Below are 21378 nucleotides of genomic sequence, written 5' to 3' on the forward strand. Positions count from 1 at the left end.
GCCCCGGAGGAATGATCTCCGGGGCCGCGCCCCTTTTTCGGACGGGGTCAGCCGGCCGTCGGTGTCTGTGCCCTGAGGAGGACGGGCAGCCGAGTCGTTCGCGGCTTGGCCGGGATCTCGGCCACCGCCCTCGGCAGGGCCTGTTCCGCGCCCTGGACCACGGACAGGTGACGGTCCGCCCTGCCGAACGCCGTGTAGACCCAGGGGCGGGACAGGGCCTGGGTGGCGTCGCCCGGCAGTACCGCGACCACCGCGGGCCAGCGGCACCCCACCGCCTGGTGTGCGGTCAGGGCCCAGCCGTGACGTACGGACTGCTCCACGCGCTCCTTCGGTACGACGACGGGCTCGCCGGCGCAGGTCAGACGCAGGCCGTCCGCGTCGGCCCCGACCACGTGGCCCGGGAGCGTACGGCCCGGTGCGGGGGAGTAGGCGACGCGGTCACCGGGGTCGAATCCGCCGAAGCGACCGGGGCCGGGGTTCAGGCGCTCCTTCAGGGCCGCGTTGAGGGCGCGGGTGCCGGCGGCGCCGCCGTGGCCCGGTGTGATCACCTGGGTCTCGTCGGCGGGCACCCCGAGTGCCCGTGGCACCGAGTCCGCGACCAGCTGCACGGTCCGGTGCACGGCCTCGCCCGCGTCCCGCACCGGCACGATCACGACCTCCTTGCCGGGGGCCTCGACCTGGTTCAGCTCACCGATGCCGATACCGGAGACCAGCTCGCCCAGGGGGCCGGGGTCCGGCCTTCGCGAGGCGACCTGCGGACAGATCCGCGCGGCGAGCAGATCCGCGAACACCCGTCCGGGCCCCGCCGACCACAGCACGGCCGGATCTCCGCCCAGCACCAGCCGCGCCCCGTCCGGCATCGACTCCACGAGCAGCGCGGCCGTCTCGACGTCCAGCTGCGGCGCGTCGAGCACCACGAGCAGGTCGAGATCGAACGCCCCGTCTCCGTCCCGACCGGGCCCTTCAGCACCGGAGAGGAGCCCGGCGACGGTGGCGACGGGCCGGGTGCCGGCCGGGATGCCGCCTGCTGGGCCTGTTACCGGGGGAACGTCGTCCTGCCGCGCGGCCCCGTCCGAGCCGGAGGCGCTCGGCCGGTCGCCTTGGAGCAGGGCGCTGAAGCGGTCGCGGCCCAGTGGGCTGTGCGTGGCCGCCCATGCCCGCAGCCCCAGCCCTCGCGCCGCTGTCAGCAGCGCCGCGGGTTCCGTCAGGGACGCCTGGCCGCCGGTGTGCAGGACCAGGCCGCCCGCCGCGACGGCGCGGATCAGCTCGGCGGCCGAACCCTTGGCCGACAGGGCGGCACGCTCCCAGTCCTCGGCCGAACCGTCCTCCTTGGGCACGGAGTTGATCAGCCGGGCCAGACCGTCGGCGAGGCTCTCCTCCGCGAGGGCGTAGCGCTCGAGCCCGACCAGGATCCGGACCGGCTGCTCCGCGCCCTCCTCGTCGTCCTCCGAGGGTTCCGGGGCCGCCGGGTCGAGCGCGTCCTGGAAGACCAGGGCCTCGGCCTCGGCGATGGTGCTCTGTACGGCCGCGTCGGCGTCCGGCACGCCCCGCTGGGCCAGCGCGGCGGTGAGCGCCGGCATCTCCAGCGCGGTGTGTCCGGCGAGTGCCGCCTGCTCCAGGAGCCAGACGGTGACCGCCCGCCCCCGTCGCTCGTCGTCCGGCGCGCACTCCGCGCCGAGCAGTCCCCGGGCGAACCCGTCGGCCTGCTCGGGCCGCACGCCCATGACCCGCAGCAACTGCCAGGGATCCGCCCGCAGCTCCTCGTCGGCCCCTTCCCCGAGGACTGCGGCGACCTGCGACGCGAGGGCCGTGGGCGCCCCGCCCTCGGCCAGTACACGCTGTACGGCCTCCACGGTCTCCGGCGCGGTCCCGCCGACCGCGACACCTACGCCACCGCCGACCCCGGTCGCCTCCGCCGGCACCGGCCGTGGCCGCACCGGCTCCCGGGCGGGCCGACGCGGCGGCTCGGGCTCGCTGAAGACGGCGGCCACGGGCTTCGCCCCGCTCTCCACCGCCCGTACGGCCGCGAGGAGATCGGCCGCCTTCCCGCTGAGCTTGGCTCCGCTCTCGACGGGCCGCTGCTTCTCGGCCTTGCGCCGCGCGATCCGCTCCCGCTCGAGCTGCTGAGCCGCCAACTCGGCCTCGGCCTCGGACAACTGCGCCTTGCCCGCACCGTCCGCGTCCGCGCCGGCCGAGTCACCGCCCTCGCCCGCGTCGGCCTCCGGTTCCTCGCCGCCGACAGGCCGGTCGCTCACGCCTTCAGCGGCCTCGCCCGCGGCCGCGTCCACGTCACCGCTCTCCGCCACGGAGTCTCCCGCTGATGCGACGCCGTCCGTCGCCCGGCCCGGCGCTCCCCCCGTGCCCTCCGGCTCCGGTGCGGTGCCCCGCGTCCCCGGCTCGGTCTTCTCCGTGGGCTCCGGCTCCGTGCTCACAGCGTGCTCCAGTCGTGATCGGGATAGCGGTGCACGGGCACCGACACATCGTCGAGCGCCCGGCAGATCTCGTCAGGAAGACTAAGGGCCTCCACTGACAATGCCGCCGTGAGCTGCTGCGAGTTGCGCGCGCCGACGATCGGCGCGGTCACTCCCGGCCGGTCCCGGACCCACGCGAGGGCCACCTGGAGCGGCGTCACCGCGAGCCCGTCGGCCGCCGTGGTCACCGCGTCCACGATGCGGCTCGCGGTGTCGTCGAGGTAGGGCGCGACGAACGGGGCGAGATGCTCCGAGGCACCCCGCGAGTCGGCCGGAGTGGAGGTGCGGTACTTGCCCGTCAGGACACCACGGCCCAGCGGCGAGGAGGGCAGCAGCCCGATGCCCAGATCGAGCGCGGCAGGCAGTACCTCCCGCTCGATCCCGCGCTGGAGCAGCGAGTACTCCAGCTGCGTGGCGGCCAGCCGGGTGCGCGTCCCGGGCGCCGCCAGCTGCCAGGTGCCCGCCTTGGCGAGCTGCCAGCCGCAGAAGTTGGAGACCCCGGCATAGCGGACGCGGCCGCTGCTGACGGCCAGGTCGAGGGCCTGGAGCGTCTCCTCCAGCGGGGTGCAGGGGTCGTAGGAATGGATCTGCCAGATGTCGACGTAGTCCGTGCCGAGCCGGGCCAGCGAGTCGTCCAGCGCGGCGAGCAGGTGCCCGCGCGAGCAGTCGACGCGGACGTCCGGGTCGGGCACGCTGCCCGCCTTGGTGGAGATGACCAGGTCCCGGCGCGGGACCAGGCCTTCTATGAGACGTCCGAGCAGATACTCGGCCTCCCCGTCGCCGTACACGTCCGCCGTGTCGACCAGCGTCCCGCCCGCCTCCCAGAAGGTTTTCAGGAGGTCCGCCGCGTCGTGTTCGTCGGTGTCCCTGCCCCAGGTGAGGGTGCCGAGTCCGATGCGGGACACGCGCAGGCCGGTCCGGCCGAGATGCCTCTGCTCCATGAACGCCGAGATTACTGGCCAGAACCTGTCGCGTGGGTGCCTGTGGACAACGGATTCCGACAGGCGCGCGGAGATCGCCGTCCGCTCATCGGCACGGGCCGCGACCTGCCCCGGTGCGCCCTGCCGCGCTATGGTCTGCCGACAAGGACGTTACTGATCGGTAAGGGGAATCGGCCATGCAGCTCGGGATCAACCTCGGCTACTGGGGCGCCGGAATGGACGCGGACAATCTCGCCGTCGCCCAGGAGGCCGACCGGCTCGGATACGCCGTCTGCTGGGCCGCGGAGGCCTACGGATCGGACGCGGCCACCGTGCTCACGTGGGTCGCCGCCCAGACCGAGCGCATCGACGTCGGCTCGGCCATCTTCCAGATCCCGGCCCGCCAGCCGGCGATGACCGCGATGACCGCCGCCACCCTCGACTCCCTCTCCGGCGGCCGCTTCCGGCTCGGCCTCGGCGTCTCGGGACCGCAGGTCTCCGAGGGCTGGTACGGCGTCAAGTTCGACAAGCCGCTGGCACGCACGCGTGAGTACGTCGAGATCGTGCGCAAGGCCATGAGCCGCGAACGCCTCACCCACGACGGCGAGCACTGGACGCTCCCGCTGCCCGGCGGCCCCGGCAAGCCGCTCAAGCTGACCGTGCACCCCGAGCGCGAGCACATCCCGCTGTACATCGCCGCGATCGGCCCGAAGAACCTGGAGCAGACCGGCGAGATCGCCGACGGGGCCCTGCTGATCTTCCCCTCCGCCGAGCACCTGGAGGACACCGCGATCCGGCATCTGCGTGCCGGGCGGGAGAAGGCGGGCAAGACCCTCGAGGGGTTCGACATCGCCCCGACGCTCCCGCTCGCCCTCGGCGAGGACAAGGACGTGACCACGCTCGCCGACACCTTCCGCCCCTACACCGCGCTGTACGTGGGCGGCATGGGCAGCCGCAAGCAGAACTTCTACAACCAGCTCGCCCAGCGGATGGGCTTCGAGGCGGCGGCCGCCGAGATCCAGGACAAGTACCTGGCCGGCGACAAGGACGGCGCAGCGGCCGCCATCCCGCACGACCTCATCGACAAGACCGCCCTGCTCGGCTCCGTGGACCGCATCGCGGACCGGATGAAGGAGTACGCGGCGGCCGGCGTCACCACCCTCACCCTGGCCCCCGCCGGCTTCACCCTCGACGAGCGGCTCGCCTCGCTCAGGGCCGGCACCGAGGCCCTGGAGCGGGCCGGGCTCGCATAACGGCGCCTGCGCACGGACAAACGGTTCGGCCACCGGAGGTTTCCGCGGCCGTGGTGGGGGCTCGGGGGTCTTCCCCGCCACGGCCGTCACGGGCTTCAACGCGCACGCGCCCTGTGCGGTTACGCCCCTGTCGTGACCCCGGACGTCATCCTTTCGGCGGAGTTGTCCGCCGCAGCTGTTGCCGCACCCCTCGCGCCGCATTTGACTCTTTCTTTGCGGATTGCCGCCAGTCCGGCAGAGAGGTGCCCCACGATGCTTTCGGCCAAGAGTCTGTTCCAGGAGATCCTCGACCACGACGAGTCCTTCCGGCTGTTCTGCTCCATCGCGGCCAGCGGGGAGTCGCAGGGCGGCTGGGAGAACGCCCGCATCGCGGCGCTGGTACCGCCGAGCGAGCGCGCGCTCGCCCCCAAGATCACCCGGCACGGCGCCGACGAGGACAAGCACGGGCGGATCTTCAACGCCCTGATGAGGAAACGCGGTCTCGAACCCGTACCCGTCCCGCCCGAGACGGACTACACGATGCTCCTGGAGAAACACGGCATCGGCCTGGCCCACGAGAAGCTCAAGGGCGACGAGCCGCTGACCGTGCGGGACATCGTCACCTACCTCGCCCACAGCAGGGTCACCGAACAGCGGGCCTCCGAGCAGATGGAGCTGCTGCGCAGGCACTTCGCCGACCACCCCGAGCTCGGCCGGGCGGTGAAGATGATCTCGGGCGACGAGGACAACCACCTCGCCTACTGCCACGAGGAACTGCTGCGCTTCGCCCAGGCCGGCCACGGCCGCGCCATCCGGCACACGCTCAGGGAGTGCGCGCTGGCCGAGATCCGCGTCTACCGGGACGTCAGCCTCGCGGTGATGGCCCACATGGGAAGCATCCTCGGCTGGTCCCGGGCGAAGTCCGCCGTCCTCGCCGCGGGCATCCACGGTGTGTACGCCTACGAACGTGCCGCGGGCTGGCGCCGCATGGTCTCCTTGACGCCACCGGAGCGCCGAGACGCCCTCGGCGGACCCGCCACCTCCGCCCCCGAGTTCGCCTGAGAACCCCTACAGCCAGCCCCGGCGCTTGAACAGCCGGTACAGCAGCACTTCCAGAACGCCCATCAGCACGATCACCGCCGGATACGCCCACACCCAGTGCAGCTCCGGCATGTGGTCGAAGTTCATGCCGTAGATCCCCGCGATCATCGTGGGGACCGCCGCCATGGCCGCCCACGCGGAGATCTTCCGCATGTCGTCGTTCTGCCGGACGCTCATCTGCGCGAGATGCGCCGACAGGACGTCCGACACCAGCCGGTCCAGGCCCTCCACCGACTCGTTCACGCGCGCGAGGTGGTCGTTGACGTCCCGGAAGAAGGGCCGCGCCCTGTCGTTCACGAACGGCACCGTCCCGCCGTACGCCCCCACGCCCGCGAGCCGGGTCAGCGGCATCGAGAGCGGGACGGTGGCGCGGCGGAACTCCAGGACCTGGCGCTTGAAGGTGTAGATCCGGGACGCGGTGTGCCGCGAGCCGCCGCCGTCCGGCGAGAACACCTCCGCCTCCAGCTCCTCCAGGTCGGTCGCCAGCTCCGTCGCCACCTCCAGGTAGTGGTCCACGACGGCGTCGGCGACCGCGTACAACACGGAGGTGGGTCCCTTGCCGAGCAGCTGCGGCTCCTGCTCGAGGCGCTCCCGTACCGCCTTCAGCGGTGAGCCCACGCCATGACGGACCGTCACCACGAAGGCGTCGCCGAGGAAGAGCATGACCTCGCCGGTGGAGACGGTGTCGCTCTTCGGCTCGTACACCACCGGCTTGAGGACCACGAACAGCGAGTCGTCGTACACCTCCAGCTTGGGCCGCTGATGGGCCTTGAGAGCGTCCTCCACCGCCAGTGGGTGCAGTCCGAACTCCCGGGTGACCAGGTCGAACTCCTTCTCCGTCGGCTCGTGCAGGCCGAGCCAGACGAACCCGCCCGCCGATCGCGCCTCGTCCAGCGCGTCGGACAGGTCCTCGGGCCCCTCCGAACGACGCCCTTCCCGGTAGATGGCACAGTCAACGATCACGGAGTGTGTTCTCCCGTCGCTCGAAGGACGCCGCGGTTCGGCGTACGCCTACCCTGGGCCGCATGCCCACGTTGATCCTTGTCAGGCACGGACGATCCACCGCGAACACCGAGGGGCTGCTCGCCGGGTGGACGCCCGGGGTGGCCCTCGACGAGCGCGGCACCGCACAGGCCGCCTCGCTGCCCGGACGGCTCGAAGGAGTGCCGATCTCCGAGGTCGTCGCCAGCCCCCTCCAGCGCTGTCAGGAAACGATTCAGCCGCTGCTCGACGCCCGGCCCGGCCTCCCGGCGCACAGCGAGGAACGCATCGGGGAGTGCCACTACGGCGACTGGTCCGGCCGCAAGCTCGCGGAGCTGGGTGACGAGCCGCTCATGGAGGTCGTCCAGGCGCATCCGTCGGCCGCCGCGTTTCCCGGCGGTGAGTCCATGCGAGCGATGCAGACGCGCGCGGCGGAGGCCGTACGCGAGTGGAACGCGCGCGTGGAGCGCGACCACGGAGCCGACGCCGTCTATCTGATGTGCTCGCACGGCGACATCATCAAGTCGCTCGTCGCGGACGCACTGGGTCTTCATCTCGACCTCTTCCAGAGGATCTCTGTCGAACCGTGTTCCATCACTGTCATCCGATACACACGTCTGCGGCCGTTTCTCGTCCGCCTCGGCGACACCGGTGACTTCGCGTCCCTCGTGCCGCGAGAGGGGGCCGCGGGCGGTGACGCCGCGGTCGGTGGTGGTGCGGGCGCACCGTGATCGTCGGGCGCAGTAGGGTGAAGCGGTTCACACAAGCGCGTTCACGCATGGACGTTCCCGTACTCACGAATCCAATGGAGACAGGACGTGTCCCGTCAGGTGTTCCTCTATGACCCGCCGGACCGCTTCGTGGCCGGCACGGTCGGACTGCCCGGGCGCCGTACGTTCTTCCTCCAGGCCACGGCCGGCCCCCGAGTGACCAGCGTGGCCCTGGAGAAGACGCAGGTGGCCGCTCTCGCCGAGCGGATGGAAGAACTCCTCGACGAGGTCGTGCGCCGCAGCGGCGGCAGCGCCCCGGTGCCGGCGGTGTCGCCCACCGAGGTCGCCGACACCGCCCCCCTCGACACTCCCATCGAGGAGGAGTTCCGGGTCGGCACCATGGCCCTCGCCTGGGACGGCGAGGAGCAGCGCATGATCGTCGAGGCGCAGGCCCTCGTGGAGCTGGAGGCCGAATCCGAGGAGGACCTCGCCGAGGCCGAGGAGAAACTCCTCCAGGACGAGGAGAACGGCCCCCCGATGCTGCGGGTCCGGCTCACCGGCGCGCAGGCCAGGGCCTTCGCCAAGCGTGCCCTGGACGTCGTCAACGCCGGGCGGCCGCCGTGCCCGCTGTGCAGCCTCCCGCTCGACCCGGAAGGACACGTATGTCCGCGCCAGAACGGATACCGCCGCGGAGCGTGACCACGGCAGAGCTGCTCGCCAGAGGTGAGCTGACGGTTCGCGGACAGATCCGCGAAGCGTCCAACGCGGTGCTGCACTGTTCCGTCTCCCACGACGGACAGGAGGCCCTCTGCGTCTACAAGCCGGTCCGCGGCGAGAGGCCCCTCTGGGACTTCCCGGACGGCACCCTCGCCCAGCGCGAGGTCGCAGCGTACGAGGTGTCCGAGGCGACCGGCTGGGGGCTGGTCCCGCCCACCGTGCTGCGGGACGGACCCTACGGCGAGGGCATGTGCCAGTTGTGGATCGAGGGCGTGCCGGGCAGCGAACTGCTCGCCCTGGTCGACGCCGAGGAACCCGAACCCGGCTGGAGGGCCATCGGCCTCGCCGAGGTCGACGAAGGCAGGACCGCGCTCCTGGTGCACGCGGACGACGAGCGGCTGCGCCGGCTCGCGGTCCTCGACGCGGTGATCAACAACGCGGACCGCAAGGGCGGCCACCTGCTGCCCGCCGAGGGCGGCCGTCTCTACGGCATCGACCACGGAGTGACCTTCAACACCGAGAACAAGCTCCGCACGCTCCTGTGGGGCTGGGCCGGGGAACCCCTGACGGGAGAGGCGGTCGAGGTCCTCAAGGGCCTCAGGGAGACGCTCGGCCCCTCGGGAGCGCTCGCCCGGCGTCTCGCCGTACTGATCACGGCCGCCGAGCTCGACGCCACACGCGCGCGTGTCGACGCGCTGCTGGACTCCGGGAAGCACCCGGAACCGAGCGGTGAGTGGCCGGCCATTCCCTGGCCGCCCGTTTAGCAGCACACTGCACACAGGCCCGTACCGCGCAAGAAGGCCTTACCGGCCATCCGGCCCGGTCCGGTTCGTATACGGAACATCCGTCCGGTTAGGCTCATGACATGCATGCCTGGCCCGCTTCCGAGGTCCCCGCCCTGCCTGGTCAGGGCCGCGACCTGAGGATCCACGACACCGCGACCGGTGGCTTGGTCTCCCTCGACCCCGGTCCCGTCGCCCGTCTCTACGTCTGCGGCATCACGCCGTACGACGCCACCCACATAGGGCACGCGGCGACCTACAACGCGTTCGACCTCGTGCAGCGCGTGTGGCTCGACACCAAGCGCCAGGTGCACTACGTCCAGAACGTCACCGACATCGACGACCCGCTCCTCGAGCGCGCCGAGCGGGACAGCCTCGACTGGGCCGCCCTCGCCGAGAAGGAGACGGCCCTCTTCCGCGAGGACATGACCGCCCTGCGGATGCTGCCCCCGCAGCACTACATCGGCGCGGTCGAGGCGATACCCGGGATCGTGCCGCTCGTCGAGCGGCTGCGGGACGCCGGTGCCGCGTACGAGCTCGAAGGGGACGTGTACTTCTCCGTCGAGTCCGACCCGAACTTCGGCAAGGTCTCGAACCTCGACGCGGCCGCCATGCGGCTGCTGTCCGCCGAGCGCGGCGGCGACCCGGACCGTCCGGGCAAGAAGAACCCGCTGGACCCGATGCTGTGGATGGCCGCCCGTGAGGGCGAGCCCAGCTGGGACGGCGCTTCGCTCGGCCGGGGACGCCCCGGCTGGCACATCGAGTGCGTCGCGATCGCCCTGGACCACCTCGGCATGACCTTCGACGTCCAGGGCGGCGGCTCCGACCTCGCCTTCCCGCACCACGAGATGGGCGCCTCCCACGCCCAGGTGCTGACCGGCGAGTTCCCCATGGCCAAGGCGTACGTCCACGCCGGCATGGTCGCCCTCGACGGCGAGAAGATGTCCAAGTCCAAGGGCAACCTGGTCTTCGTGTCGCAGCTGCGGCGCGAGGGTGTCGATCCCGCCGCCATCCGCCTGGCGCTGCTCGCCCACCACTACCGGGCCGACTGGGAGTGGACCGACCATGTCCTCCAGGACGCCGTGGACCGGCTGGGCCGCTGGCGTGCCGCCGTCTCCCGGCCCGACGGTCCGTCCGCCGAGAGGCTCGTCGAGGAGATCCGCGAGGCCCTCGCGAACGACCTGGACGCCCCCACCGCGCTGGCCGCCGTCGACCGTTGGGCCGCCGCGCAGGAGGAGCGGGGCGGAGCCGACATGGGCGCGCCCGGCGTCGTGACACGTGCGGTGGACGCGCTGCTCGGCGTCGCGCTGTAAGGCGGTACGCAAAGGGGCGCTTCCTCCGCGGTGAGGAAGCGCCCCTTTGTCTTTCGGCCGCCGGTCAGATCCGCTGGATCCGCACGCTGCGCAGGACGTTCGGGGACTGGGCGTCCCAGATGCCGATCACCTGGTGACCGAACGCGAAGGCCTCCTGGATCTGCTGGTGGATCTGCGGGCTCGGGTTGTTCAGGACCCGGAACTGGTTGTTGATGCGCAGGAAGACCTGCTGGGGCTGGCCCTGGAGCGGGTGCACGATGTCGATGAAGCCGTTCGCCACACCGGAGGCGAGGGCCTGCGCCTGCACCTGCTGGACGATCTGCTGGACCACCTGCTGCGCGAGCTGCGTCAGCTCCTGCTGCACCTGACGCTCCTGCTGCTGCGCCTGCTGGTCCTGCTGCGGTGCCTGCCCGAAGGGCTGCTGCTGATGTTGCTGGCCGCTCAGCTGCTGCAACAGCTGCTGGAACGGCTGCTGCTGACCGAGCTGCTGGAGCTGCTCCATGGAGCCGGCACCCATGCCGAAGCCCTGCTGGCCGCCCTGCGGTCCGAAGCCCTGCTGCTGGTAGGGCGAGGTCGTCGGGAACTGCTGACCCTCTTGCTGTCCCTGCCGGCCCATCTGCGGGGTGATGCTCATGCGGATGTCACCTTCCGTTTGATGTGACGGGACGTGCCGTGCCGGACCGTCAGCCGGTGATCACCAGGCCGACGATCTCGTCGTCCGAGAACCACACCCGGACGTCGGGCCGTCCACCCGCGAAGGCGGTGTGGACCGCCTGCCTGATCTCGGGGGACGGGTGGTTGAGGTTGCGCCAGGCACCGGCCACGAACAGGCGCAGGCGCGGCGGGAGTTCACGGGGTAAGGGCAGAAGCTCGTCCCAGTACCTTTCAGCCTGGCCCGAGCCGACGGCCTCCGGCAGCAGCCGGGTGACCGCCGCCTTGATGTCGGGACGGTTGCCGATCCGCTGCGAGGCGGGACGGCCGGGTGCGTCCTGCTGCGGGGAGCCCGTGGCGCGCAGCACCGTACGGGCGCGCTCCGGGGACATCGGCGGCTGGCCGGCCGCCTTGAGCATGCCCTGCAGCGCGGCCAGCGCGCCGACCACCACCGGGGAGGCGGAGGAGGTCCCGGAGAACGTGTCCGTGTACCAGGCGATCTCCTCGGGCCCGCCCTGAAGGTCGCCGGGCTTGTCCCAGAAGCCGCCGGTGGTCGTGACCTCGCGTCCCCAGCCCTGCGCGTCCACGCGCGCACCGTAGTTGGAGAACGCCAGGCGAGAGCGGTCCGGGCCGTGGTCACGGCCGTGCGTGCCGGGCGGCGGGGCGCCCGCGCCGACCAGGACGGCACCGGAGGACCGGTTGGAGGGGTTGAACGGGTTGCGCCACCACGCGGGGAACTCGTCGGGGCGGCGCTCGTAGACGGCGTCGTCGAGGGACTCGCCGCCGTTGCCCGCGGCCGCCACGACGAGAACGCCCTTGGCGGTCGCGTACCGGACGGCCGCGTAGTCGTCCGGCCACCACTCGAGCGCGATGTAGCCCTTCTGGTCGTCTCGGAGCGCGTGGTCGAACCGCGGTCCGGGACGGTGCAGTTCGACCAGGACGACGTCACCGGGGCCGAGCCGGTCGGCCGCCGCCTGGATCGCGGCGGCCGTGCCGATGCCCTGGAAGGACGCGGCCGCCGTCACCGCCTCCGGCGCGATCCCGGTCACGCCGCGCTCGCCCGGGTCGCCGCCGATGACGCCGATCACGGCGGTGCCGTGGTTGCGCCAGGCCAGGTCGGTCAGCGGGGTGCCGACGACGACACCGGCGAGCTTGGCGGCCAGGTCCTCGTGGCCCAGCTGCCAGGCGCCCTCGACGTCGATCACCGTCACCCCCCGACCCGTCCCACCGGGGCGCTGCCAGGCCCAGTGGGCGTCTATCCCCTCGGGTGCGGGGCGCAGATAGCCCTGCCTGCTGGTGAAGTCGGGCGTGACGGGCGCGCCCTCCTTCAGCCGGCGGTCGTCGTCCACCGTCGCGGGCACGGCGGGCGGTTTGACGTACGCCGTGTCGATGCCCGGCAGCGCGGCGATCCGCGCCCGCAGTTCCGCCGCCCGGTCCTCTCCGCCGCGTACCCGGTAGAACCGCGCCAGATCGGGCACGTCCTCGGCGCTCGGGACGGCCGACTGCTGCAGTCGCTCCTCGCTGCCGAACAGCGGCTCCAGGGCGAGCTGTTCGTCGCTGAGGAACATGTTGAGGGCCGACACGTCCGCGCCCGCCGCGGAGCGGACGCCCTCGGCCCCGGCACGCAGCCGGGCCTCGGAGCGGGCGACGACGATCAGTTCCTGTTCGGCTCCCCGGTAGCTGAATCCCGCTCCGTCGGGGCCCGGCCCGGAGGCTCCCGGGCCCTGTGGCGGCTGTACCTGCTCGGTCATCGGGTACCGCTCCCTTCGTCCGTGCGGGTTCTGCGGGTGCCTTCCGTGTCTTCGGGGGACAACCAAGCACCGCAACGGCGGCTCGTCCAGCCCTGGTTCGCCAACTCGGTTTGAAACAAGTTGAATTGGGTAACGTGTGCAATCCGTCCGGAAGCCGATGTCACGCCACAATCCGGCCAAAGGCTGTGGAGGCAGCGGTCATGTGATGGGGTGGGAGCTTCGCGCACCCGTTCGGCCGGCCGTGCGCCGGCCCCCGGCGGAAGGACGCACCGTGGCACTCGCAGACCGTTCCTTCGCACGTCGCACACTCCTGACCACGACCGCCGCGCTGACCGGAGCAGCCCTGCTCGGCGGCACCGCGCACGCGGCCGAGACCCGGCACGCCGCGTGGCCCGCGCAGTTTTCCCTCCCCGACGGCTTCCAGCCCGAGGGCATCACCATCGGCTCCGAGCCCTGCGCCTACTTCGGCTCCCTCGCGAACGGAGACATCTACCGGGCGAGCCTCGCCACCGGCCGCGGCAAGATCGTCGCCAAGGGCGCCGGACGCCCGACGGTCGGTCTCAAGATCGACCGGCACGGCAGACTCTTCCTCGCCGGCGGCGACAGCGGCGAGATACGGACCGTGGACGCCCGCTCCGGCGAGACCGAACAGGTCTACGCCACCGGCGGCACCTTCGTGAACGACGTGATCCTCACCCCGGGCGCCGCCTGGTTCACCGACTCCTTCAAGCCGGTGCTCTACAAGCTGGCCCAGGGCGCGGTGACGACCGTACCGCTGACCGGGGACTGGCAGCAGGGACCCGACTTCACGGCCAACGGCATCGAGCGCACCCCCGACGGCCGCGCCCTGCTCGTGGTGAACGACTACGCGAACGGCGGCGGCCTCATGCGGGTCGACCCGCGCACCGGCACCGCCCGCGCCGTCGACCTGGGCACGGCGAAACTGCCCAACGGCGACGGCCTGCTGCTGCTCGGCCGGATCCTCTACGCCGTCCAGCAGCAGCAGAACGCGATCGACGTGTTCCGGCTGAACGACGTCGGCACCCGGGGCACCGCGCTCACCCGCATCACCGACCCGCGCTTCCGCATCCCGACGACGGTGGCGGCCTGGGGCAGGCACCTGTATCTGCCCAACGCGCGCTTCGACGTGGAGCCGACACCCACCACCGAATACGACGCGGTGGCGGTGCCACAGGTCTGACACGGCAGAGGGCGGCGCGCATCCCGCGCACCGCCCTCACCGGCCCGGTTCTCGGCTCAGCCCTCGGCTCAGTCCTCCGACGACGAGTCCTCGTCGTCCGTCTCCGGTTCCGTCCCGGCCTCTGTCTCCGGCTTCTGCGGCTTGGGAGGCTTCGCCCGACCGCTGGGGCCGTCCCGCAGATAGGCAGCGCTGTCACTGCCGTCCGCGGTCGCGTGACCGCCCGGCTGCCCCGGCTGACCGCCGTCCCGGCGCCGCAGATACCGCTCGAACTCCCGGGCGATCGCCTCGCCCGAGGCCTCCGGCAGCTCCGCGGTGTCCCGGGCCTCCTCCAGCGTCTGGACGTACTCCGCGACCTCGGTGTCCTCGGCGGCCAGCTGGTCCACGCCCACCTGCCAGGCGCGCGCGTCCTCGGCCAGCTCGCCCAGCGGGATCCGTACGTCGATCAGGTCCTCCAGACGGTTCAGGAGGGCCAGCGTCGCCTTCGGGTTCGGCGGCTGCGACACATAGTGCGGTACGGCCGCCCACAGCGACACCGCGGGTACGCCCGCATGGGTGCAGGCCTCCTGGAGGATGCCGACGATGCCCGTGGGGCCCTCGTACTTGGTCTCCTCCAGGTCCATCCGCTGGGCCAGGTCCGCATCGGACGTGGTCCCGCTGATCGGGACCGGACGGGTGTGCGGGGTGTCGCCGAGCAGCGCGCCGAGGATCACGACCAGCTCCACGCCCAGTTCGTGGGCGAAGCCCAGCAACTCGTTGCAGAACGAGCGCCATCGCATCGACGGCTCGATGCCTCGGACGAGTACGAGATCGCGCGGCTTGTCGCCGCCGACGCGGACCACCGACAACCTTGTCGTCGGCCACGTGATCTTGCGCACTCCGCCGTCCAGCCACACCGTGGGGCGGTTCACCTGAAAGTCGTAGTAGTCCTCGGCGTCGAGCGCCGCGAACACCTCGCCCTTCCACTCCTTGTCCAGATGTGCGACCGCGGTGGAGGCGGCGTCGCCGGCGTCGTTCCAGCCCTCGAACGCGGCCACCATGACCGGGTCGATCAGCTCGGGAACCCCCTCGAGCTCGATCACCCAGCGCCTCCTTCCGACGTGCCCTCGCCTAACGCACCAACCTTACGGCGTCCGGCGGGGGCGCCCGCAGCCCCCTTGCACGGGGGAGTGAACGGATCACTGCCCCGTTCGCCACCCTGAAACACCCGGGCCTCTCACCCGGGGGCTGTCCCGACCTCAGGGCGCGGGAGGTGTCGATATGCGGCTCCGCCGCGTGGACGCGACCAGCGACAACGAGCCGGCACCCGCACGATGACGCGCACCCCTACAGTCCCCGCCGCGAACTCACAGAGTGGATCGCAGCCACTGCTCCACGCTCGCGATGTGCACCGTCGCCCACGACCGGGCCGCCTCGCCGTCCCGGTCGCGCAGGGCGGCGAGGATCGCGCGGTGCTCGTGCAGGGTGCGGCTGACCGCGTCCTCCTGGGTCAGTCCACGCCAGATCCGGGCCCGCGTAGTAGGACCCGACAGACCGTCAAGAAGCGAGCAGAGGACGGAGTTTCCGGAGCTCTGCACGATCCCGCGGTGGAAGTCCAGGTCGGAGGCCACCAGCTCCTCCACCGACGGGCTGTCGCCGAGCTTGTCCAACTGGGCGGAGAGCGCGTCCAGTTGCTGCTCACTGATCCGGGAGGCGGCCATCGCCGTGGCGGCCGGCTCCAGGATGCGGCGCACGGCCAGGAACTCCAGGACCGTGTCGTCGCGGTGGAAGTCGACGACGAAGCTCATCGCCTCCAGCAGGAGTTGCGGATCCAGGCTGGTCACATACGTGCCGTCGCCCTGCCGTACGTCCAGGATGCGGATCAGCGACAGCGCCCGCACGGCCTCGCGCAGCGAGTTGCGGGACAGCCCCAGCTCGGAGGCGAGCTCGCTCTCCTTGGGGAGCCGGTCGCCGGGGCGCAGCGCGCCGGAGACGATCATTCCCTTGATCTTCTCGATCGCCTCGTCGGTGACAGCCATGTCGGCCTCCTTCTCGCCCCGCATCGCGCTGAGACCTCGGATGTCTCAGCTTCATTATGAGGTCTGCTCGGACGAGAGCCTCCAGATCGGCGATCAGGGCCCGCTCGTCGCCGTGAACCGCGTACACCACGCTTCAGGACTCGGCGAGCAGCCGCAGTGCCTCCAGGGAGACCACCGCACCCCGCTCGGCACCGGCCACGACGACCTCCCGGTGCGGGTCGTAGACGCTGGTGCCCTCCTCGTCCACCAGCTCGTCCGCGTTCGCCCCGTCGATCACGAGCACACCACCGGCGACGAGCCCTCGCAGCGAGGCGGTGACCAGCAGCGCCGACAGCTCCATCTCGATCGCCGCGAGCCCGGCGCCGCCGTAGGAGAAGAGGGGAAGGAGACCGGGCTGGAAGGCCGCCCGTGTCCAGACGATGCCCCGGTGGTGCGGTGCCCCGGTCTCTCGGGCCGCGCGCTGGAGCGCGAGGACCGCCTCGGGTGCCGAGACCGCCGGGTACTCAGGGGGCAGCAGCTGCTGGGTGACCCCGTCGTCCCGTACGGCGGCCTCCGCGATGACGAGATCGCCGTCGCCGATCCCGGGCTTCATCGCGCCCGCCGTGCCGAACCGCAGGATCGTGCCGGCCCCCGCGTCGGCCAGCTCCTGGAACAGCAGGATCGCACCGGGGCCGCCCACGCCGTGCGAGGCGACGGCGACCGGCACGCCCTTCCAACTGCCGCTGAACACACGGTATTCGCGGTGGTACGACACCTCCTCGGCGCCGTCGAGGAGGGCGGCGACGGCGGCCGCGCGGGCCGGGTCGCCGACGACGACCGCGTGCGCCGGGAGCCCGGTGCGGGGTATGCGGGTGACGGGCAGCAGGTCCTGGCTCATGAGGCGGCTCCGGAAGGGCGGACAGGGCGACGGCGGCGGGCCGTCGCGAGGAAGAGGGCGCCGAGCGTGACGACGTAGGGGCACGGCGTCGGTCGTCTGGTGGGGCAGACGCAGGCCCTGGAGGGGGAGGCCACCCCGTCTCGATCCGCGGACAGGGTACTGGACTCCCACACGACTTCTCAGACATCTGTACGACCGTCTCGAACTATGGTTCCCCCAGGTCAGGGCCTGCCGTACTACACCCAGGACGTCGTCGAGGGCGCGGTCCTCATCCTCGCCCTGGTGTTCAGCTTCACCCTGTCCAAGCGCCGTACGTCCTGAGGAGACACGCATGGGCTACCGCATCCTGGAGACCGACGACATCCCGGCGTACCTGAGCGAGCGCGGCCACTGGGAGGACCTGGACGACATCGCCGTACGGGAGGTCTCCGACGGCAACATGAACCGGGTCTTCCTCGCCTCCTCGGCCGACGGCACCCGCAGCCTCGCCGTGAAGCAGGCCCTGCCCTGGGTGCGGGTGGCGGGCCCGTCCTGGTACGGCACCCACACCTCGGCCCGCATCGGTGAACTGGTCGCTCAACTCTCCTTCGCCACGAGCGACTTCGGTATGCCGTCGGCGGAGCGCAAGGCCCTGATCGCGGCCTCGGTGAGCCCCGAGCTCTGCAAGATCACGGAAGACGTGGTGTTGTCGGAGCCGTACCTCGAGCACGAACACAACCACTGGCACGAGGGCGTGGCCGACCTGGCGGTGTCCTTCCGGACGGACGCGGAGCTCCGCACGGAGGTGGCCGAGCTCAGGCACCTGTTCATGACCGGCGCCCAGGCCCTCCTGCACGGCGACCTCCACACCGGCAGCGTCATGGTCAGCATCCGTGACGGCGCCCCCGTGGTGCGGGTCTTCGACCCCGAGTTCTCCTTCGTGGGACCCATCGGCTTCGACCTGGGCCTGTACTGGGTCAACGCCCTGGTCTCGGAGGAACGGGCCCGCGCGCTGGGCGGCTTGACGGACCACGCCGACCAACTCCGGCTGTCCTGGAAGGCGTTCGAGAGGGAGTTCCGCCGCCTGTGGCCGACCCGGGTGGACACGTTCTTCGACGACGCCTACCTGGACCGCTTCCTGAGGCAGGTCTGGACGGAGTCCCTCGGCTACGCGGGCACCGAAATCATCCGCAGGATCATCGGCTTCGCCCACCTGACCGACCTGACGACACTGGAGGACCCGGTCGCGGCGTCACGCAGAGCACTGTTCATCGGCCGCGAACTGATAGTGAATCGCCGGGAGTTGACCGACGTGGAGTCCGTGCGGGCGGTCGTACGGGCCATGTAGGCCGGGCCGTATCGACCTGCGGCTCGAAAAAGGGCGGCCCCTCGACGAGGAGCCGCCCTTCCCGTGTCACCGCTCACTTCTTGTCGAGCAGATCCTGAACCTTCGCCCGGACGTCGTCCGTGGCAAGCCCCCGAATCGTCAGCGTGGTCCTGCGCCGCAGCACGTCGTCCGTGGTCTCCGCCCATTCGTTGTCCCGCGCGTAGACGACCTGCGCCCAGATCTCCGGCGCATCGGGATGCACTCGCTGACCCAGTTCAGGGCTCTCGTTGGCCAGTCGGGCGATGTCGAAGGCCAACGAACCGTAGTGCGTGGCCAGATGCTTCGCCGTGTCGGCGGCCATGCGCGGACCCGGTGCCGGGTTGTCCACCAGCAGGCGGTGCGCGATCGCGCGCGGGTTGGCGACACCGGGCAGCGGAAGCTTCTTCGGCAGGGACGCGATGGGCTCGAAGTCGTCGCCCAGCGGAGCGCCCGGCAGCGCCTCCAGCTTCTGCATGACCGTACGGCCGATGTGCCGGAAGGTCGTCCACTTGCCGCCCGCGACGGACAGCATGCCGCCACGGCCTTCCGTGACCACGGTCTCCCGCTTGGCCTTGGCGGTGCTGCCGGGGCCGCCCGGCAGCACGCGCAGACCCGCGAAGGAGTATGTGATCAGGTCACGGGACAGCTGCTGGTCGCGGACCGAGAACGCGGCCTCGTCGAGTATCTGGGCCGTGTCCTTCTCGGTGACCGCGACATCGGCCGGGTCGCCCTCGAACTCCTCGTCGGTCGTGCCGAGCAGGAGCATGTCCTCCCACGGGAGGGCGAAGGTGATCCGGTACTTGTCGATCGGGGTGGCCAGCGCGGCCTTCCACGGAGACGTCCGCTTCAGGACCAGGTGAGCACCCTTGGACAGACGGATGGAGGGAGCCGCGTTCGGGTCCTCCATCTTGCGCAGGTGGTCCACCCACGGCCCGGTCGCGTTCAGCACGAGCCGCGCGTTCACGCCGAACTCGTCACCGGACTGCCGGTCACGCAGATCCGCGCCCGTCACCCGGCCCTTGGTGAACCGGAGGCCGGTCACCTCGGCGTGGTTGAGCACGACCGCGCCCGCCTCGACGGCCGCGCGGACCGTCATCAGCGCCATGCGCGCGTCGTTCATCTGGTCGTCGCCGTACACGGCCACGGCCTTGAGGTTGTCGGTGCGCAGCTCGGGCACGTCCTGCGCCGCCTTGGCGGGGGACAGGAGGTGACCGACACCGTCACCGAACGCGGAGAGCGCGGAGTAGGCGAAGACGCCCGCCCCGAGCTTCGCGGCGCCGTGCGGCCCGCCCTTGTACACGGGGAGGTAGAAGGTGAGCGGGTTCGCCAGGTGGGGAGCCACCTGGCGGGAGACCGCACGGCGCTCGAAGTGGTTCTCCGCCACCAGCTTGACCGCGCCGGTCTGCAGATAGCGCAGACCGCCGTGGAGCAGCTTGGAGGAGGCGGAGGAGGTGGCGCCGGCGAAGTCGCCGGCGTCGACCAGTGCCACCCTGAGGCCGGACTGCGCGGCGTGCCAGGCGGTGGAGATGCCCAGGATGCCGCCGCCGATCACGAGAAGGTCGTACGACGCCTTGGAGAGCTGCTCCCGGGTCTCGGCGCGGCTCGGGTGGGAGCCGGAGGCCGGGCGCGTACCGAGGGCAGGTACGGACTGCAGGGTGGACTGACTGGTCATGTGGGGTTCTTACTCCTCATCAGAACTTCGAGATGAGCTGTGGTGAGCTCTCCCGTCAGTTCTCGTCCTCGAGCCAGCCCATGGTCCGCTCGACGGCCTTGAGCCAGCTCTTGTACTCACGGTCGCGCTTCTCCGCGGCCATGTTGGGGGTCCACTCGGCGGCCCGGCGCCAGTTGGCGCGCAGGTCGTCGGTGCTGGTCCAGAAGCCGACGGCGAGACCGGCGGCGTAGGCGGCACCGAGGCAGGTGGTCTCGGCGACCATCGGGCGCACCACGGGCGCGTCCAGGAAGTCCGAGAGCGTCTGCATCAGCAGGTTGTTGGAGGTCATGCCGCCGTCGACCTTGAGTGCCGCGAGCTCGACACCGGAGTCCTTGGTCATGGCGTCGCTGATCTCACGGGTCTGCCAGGCGGTGGCCTCCAGGACCGCGCGGGCGATGTGCGCCTTGGTGACGTACCGGGTGAGGCCGGCGATCACACCGCGGGCGTCCGGGCGCCAGTAGGGGGCGAAGAGCCCGGAGAACGCCGGCACGAAGTACGCGCCGCCGTTGTCCTCGACCGAGAGCGCGAGCGTCTCGATCTCGGCGGCGGTGGAGATCAGGCCCATCTGGTCGCGCATCCACTGCACCAGCGAACCGGTGACGGCGATCGAGCCCTCCAGGGCGTAGACCGGTGCCTCGTCGCCGATGCGGTAGCCGACGGTCGTCAGCAGTCCCGAGTACGAGTTGATGATCTTGTCACCGGTGTTCATCAGCATGAACGTGCCGGTGCCGTACGTCGACTTGGCCTCGCCCTCGGCGAAACAGGTCTGGCCGAACAGGGCCGCCTGCTGGTCACCGAGCGCCGAGGCGACCGGGATGCCGCCGAGCAGGTCGCCCAGCTTGCCGCCGGTGACCTCGCCGTAGACCTCGGCGGAGGAGCGGATCTCGGGGAGCATCGACAGCGGCACGCCGATGGACTCGGCGATCTTCTCGTCCCACTCCAGCGTGTGGAGGTTCATCAGCATGGTGCGGGAGGCGTTGGTGACGTCGGTGACGTGGTGACCGCCGTTCACACCGCCCGTCAGGTTCCAGATGACCCAGCTGTCCATGGTGCCGAAGAGGATGTCGCCGCGCTCGGCGCGCTCACGCAGCCCCTCGACGTTGTCGAGCAGCCAGCGGGCCTTCGGGCCGGCGAAGTACGAGGCGAGGGGAAGACCGGTCTCGCGGCGGAAGCGGTCCTGGCCGACGTTGCGGCCGAGCTCCTTGCACAGCGCGTCGGTGCGAGTGTCCTGCCAGACGATGGCGTTGTGGACGGGCTCGCCGGTGTTCTTGTCCCAGAGGAGAGTGGTCTCGCGCTGGTTGGTGATGCCGATGGCCTTGATGTCGTCGCGGGTGATGCCGGCCTTCTGGATGGCTCCGGCGACGACTTCCTCGACGTTGGTCCAGATCTCGGTGGCGTTGTGCTCGACCCAGCCCGGCTTCGGGAAGATCTGCTCGTGCTCCTTCTGGTCGACCGAGACGATACGGCCGTCCCTGTCGAAGACGATGCAGCGGCTGGAGGTGGTGCCCTGGTCGATGGCGGCGATGAACGGGCCGGCGGTGTGGGCGTCGGTCACTGTGTGCTCCCGGGGTTCCGTGAGTAAGGGGACGGGCTACGACTG

At 71.2% G+C, this 21378-nt stretch carries 18 protein-coding genes; 8 read left to right on the forward strand and 10 right to left on the reverse strand.

Annotated elements, in window-relative coordinates; translation table 11 throughout:
* Positions 1-47: 47 nt before the first annotated feature.
* Both OG841_RS37055 and OG841_RS37060 read right to left on the reverse strand, forming a co-directional pair.
* Positions 48-2432 (reverse strand): helix-hairpin-helix domain-containing protein, encoded by a 2385-nt coding sequence (locus tag OG841_RS37055; RefSeq protein WP_328637383.1) that lies wholly within the window; start codon positions 2430-2432, stop codon positions 48-50.
* Positions 2429-3412: an aldo/keto reductase gene (locus tag OG841_RS37060; protein WP_328637382.1), complete on the reverse strand. Its 984-nt coding sequence runs from the start codon at positions 3410-3412 to the stop codon at positions 2429-2431. The genes OG841_RS37055 and OG841_RS37060 overlap by 4 nt, the downstream gene beginning before the upstream one ends.
* Before the next feature lie 176 nt (positions 3413-3588).
* On the opposite strand from OG841_RS37060, the gene OG841_RS37065 reads away from it, so the two are divergent.
* On the forward strand, positions 3589-4644 hold the full coding sequence (locus OG841_RS37065; RefSeq protein ID WP_328637381.1) for an LLM class F420-dependent oxidoreductase: 1056 nt from the start codon (positions 3589-3591) through the stop codon (positions 4642-4644).
* Between the two features lie 252 nt (positions 4645-4896).
* Positions 4897-5685 carry a ferritin-like domain-containing protein gene (locus OG841_RS37070; protein WP_328637380.1) on the forward strand — a complete coding sequence of 263 codons (789 nt, stop codon included), beginning with the start codon at positions 4897-4899 and terminating at the stop codon, positions 5683-5685.
* Positions 5686-5691: 6 nt separating this feature from the next.
* Here OG841_RS37070 and corA read toward each other — a convergent pair whose 3' ends face one another.
* Entirely contained in the window at positions 5692-6687 is a 996-nt protein-coding gene (corA, locus tag OG841_RS37075; protein ID WP_328637379.1) for a magnesium/cobalt transporter CorA, read from the reverse strand.
* Between the two features lie 62 nt (positions 6688-6749).
* Between corA and OG841_RS37080 the strand changes: the two genes are divergently transcribed.
* The 4 genes from OG841_RS37080 (at position 6750) to mshC (ending at position 10227) form a co-directional block, all read left to right on the forward strand.
* Complete coding sequence (locus OG841_RS37080) at positions 6750-7436, forward strand: histidine phosphatase family protein (RefSeq protein ID WP_328637378.1); 687 nt, start codon at positions 6750-6752, stop codon at positions 7434-7436.
* Positions 7437-7523: 87 nt separating this feature from the next.
* Complete coding sequence (locus OG841_RS37085; protein ID WP_266526379.1) at positions 7524-8114, forward strand: DUF3090 domain-containing protein; 591 nt, start codon at positions 7524-7526, stop codon at positions 8112-8114.
* On the forward strand, positions 8078-8896 hold the full coding sequence (locus OG841_RS37090; RefSeq protein WP_328637377.1) for an SCO1664 family protein: 819 nt from the start codon (positions 8078-8080) through the stop codon (positions 8894-8896). The genes OG841_RS37085 and OG841_RS37090 overlap by 37 nt, the downstream gene beginning before the upstream one ends.
* 101 nt (positions 8897-8997) lie before the next feature.
* Entirely contained in the window at positions 8998-10227 is a 1230-nt protein-coding gene (mshC, locus tag OG841_RS37095; protein WP_328637376.1) for a cysteine--1-D-myo-inosityl 2-amino-2-deoxy-alpha-D-glucopyranoside ligase, read from the forward strand.
* Positions 10228-10291: 64 nt separating this feature from the next.
* Here mshC and OG841_RS37100 read toward each other — a convergent pair whose 3' ends face one another.
* Together OG841_RS37100 and OG841_RS37105 are read right to left on the reverse strand one after the other, a co-directional pair.
* Complete coding sequence (locus tag OG841_RS37100) at positions 10292-10861, reverse strand: hypothetical protein (protein ID WP_328637375.1); 570 nt, start codon at positions 10859-10861, stop codon at positions 10292-10294.
* A gap of 49 nt (positions 10862-10910) precedes the next feature.
* The gene (locus OG841_RS37105) at positions 10911-12629 is read right to left on the reverse strand and encodes a S8 family peptidase (RefSeq protein ID WP_371568643.1); all 1719 of its coding nucleotides are present in this window, start codon (positions 12627-12629) and stop codon (positions 10911-10913) included.
* Positions 12630-12900: 271 nt separating this feature from the next.
* Between OG841_RS37105 and OG841_RS37110 the strand changes: the two genes are divergently transcribed.
* A complete protein-coding gene (locus OG841_RS37110; protein ID WP_328637373.1) occupies positions 12901-13830 on the forward strand; it encodes an SMP-30/gluconolactonase/LRE family protein in 930 nt (309 codons plus the stop codon).
* Positions 13831-13898: 68 nt separating this feature from the next.
* Here OG841_RS37110 and OG841_RS37115 read toward each other — a convergent pair whose 3' ends face one another.
* The 3 genes from OG841_RS37115 to OG841_RS37125 form a co-directional block, all read right to left on the reverse strand.
* Entirely contained in the window at positions 13899-14909 is a 1011-nt protein-coding gene (locus OG841_RS37115) for a PAC2 family protein (RefSeq protein ID WP_328637372.1), read from the reverse strand.
* Positions 14910-15173: 264 nt separating this feature from the next.
* Positions 15174-15845, reverse strand: coding sequence for a FadR/GntR family transcriptional regulator (locus OG841_RS37120; protein ID WP_266567015.1), 672 nt, complete (start codon positions 15843-15845; stop codon positions 15174-15176).
* A 133-nt stretch (positions 15846-15978) separates the two neighbouring features.
* A complete protein-coding gene (locus OG841_RS37125) occupies positions 15979-16722 on the reverse strand; it encodes a nucleoside phosphorylase (protein ID WP_371568648.1) in 744 nt (247 codons plus the stop codon).
* Between the two features lie 331 nt (positions 16723-17053).
* Here OG841_RS37125 and OG841_RS37130 point away from each other — a divergent pair, with 331 nt between their 5' ends.
* Positions 17054-18049 (forward strand): phosphotransferase, encoded by a 996-nt coding sequence (locus OG841_RS37130; protein WP_371568651.1) that lies wholly within the window; start codon positions 17054-17056, stop codon positions 18047-18049.
* Between the two features lie 73 nt (positions 18050-18122).
* On the opposite strand, the gene OG841_RS37135 is transcribed toward OG841_RS37130, so the two are convergent.
* Entirely contained in the window at positions 18123-19739 is a 1617-nt protein-coding gene (locus OG841_RS37135; protein ID WP_328637370.1) for a glycerol-3-phosphate dehydrogenase/oxidase, read from the reverse strand.
* Positions 19740-19794: 55 nt separating this feature from the next.
* Positions 19795-21333, reverse strand: a complete 1539-nt coding sequence (gene glpK / locus OG841_RS37140; RefSeq protein ID WP_328637369.1) for a glycerol kinase GlpK — start codon at positions 21331-21333, stop codon at positions 19795-19797.
* Positions 21334-21378 lie beyond the last annotated feature (45 nt).

It is taken from the genome of Streptomyces canus (assembly GCF_041435015.1).
In the GTDB taxonomy this organism is placed as follows: domain Bacteria; phylum Actinomycetota; class Actinomycetes; order Streptomycetales; family Streptomycetaceae; genus Streptomyces; species Streptomyces canus_G.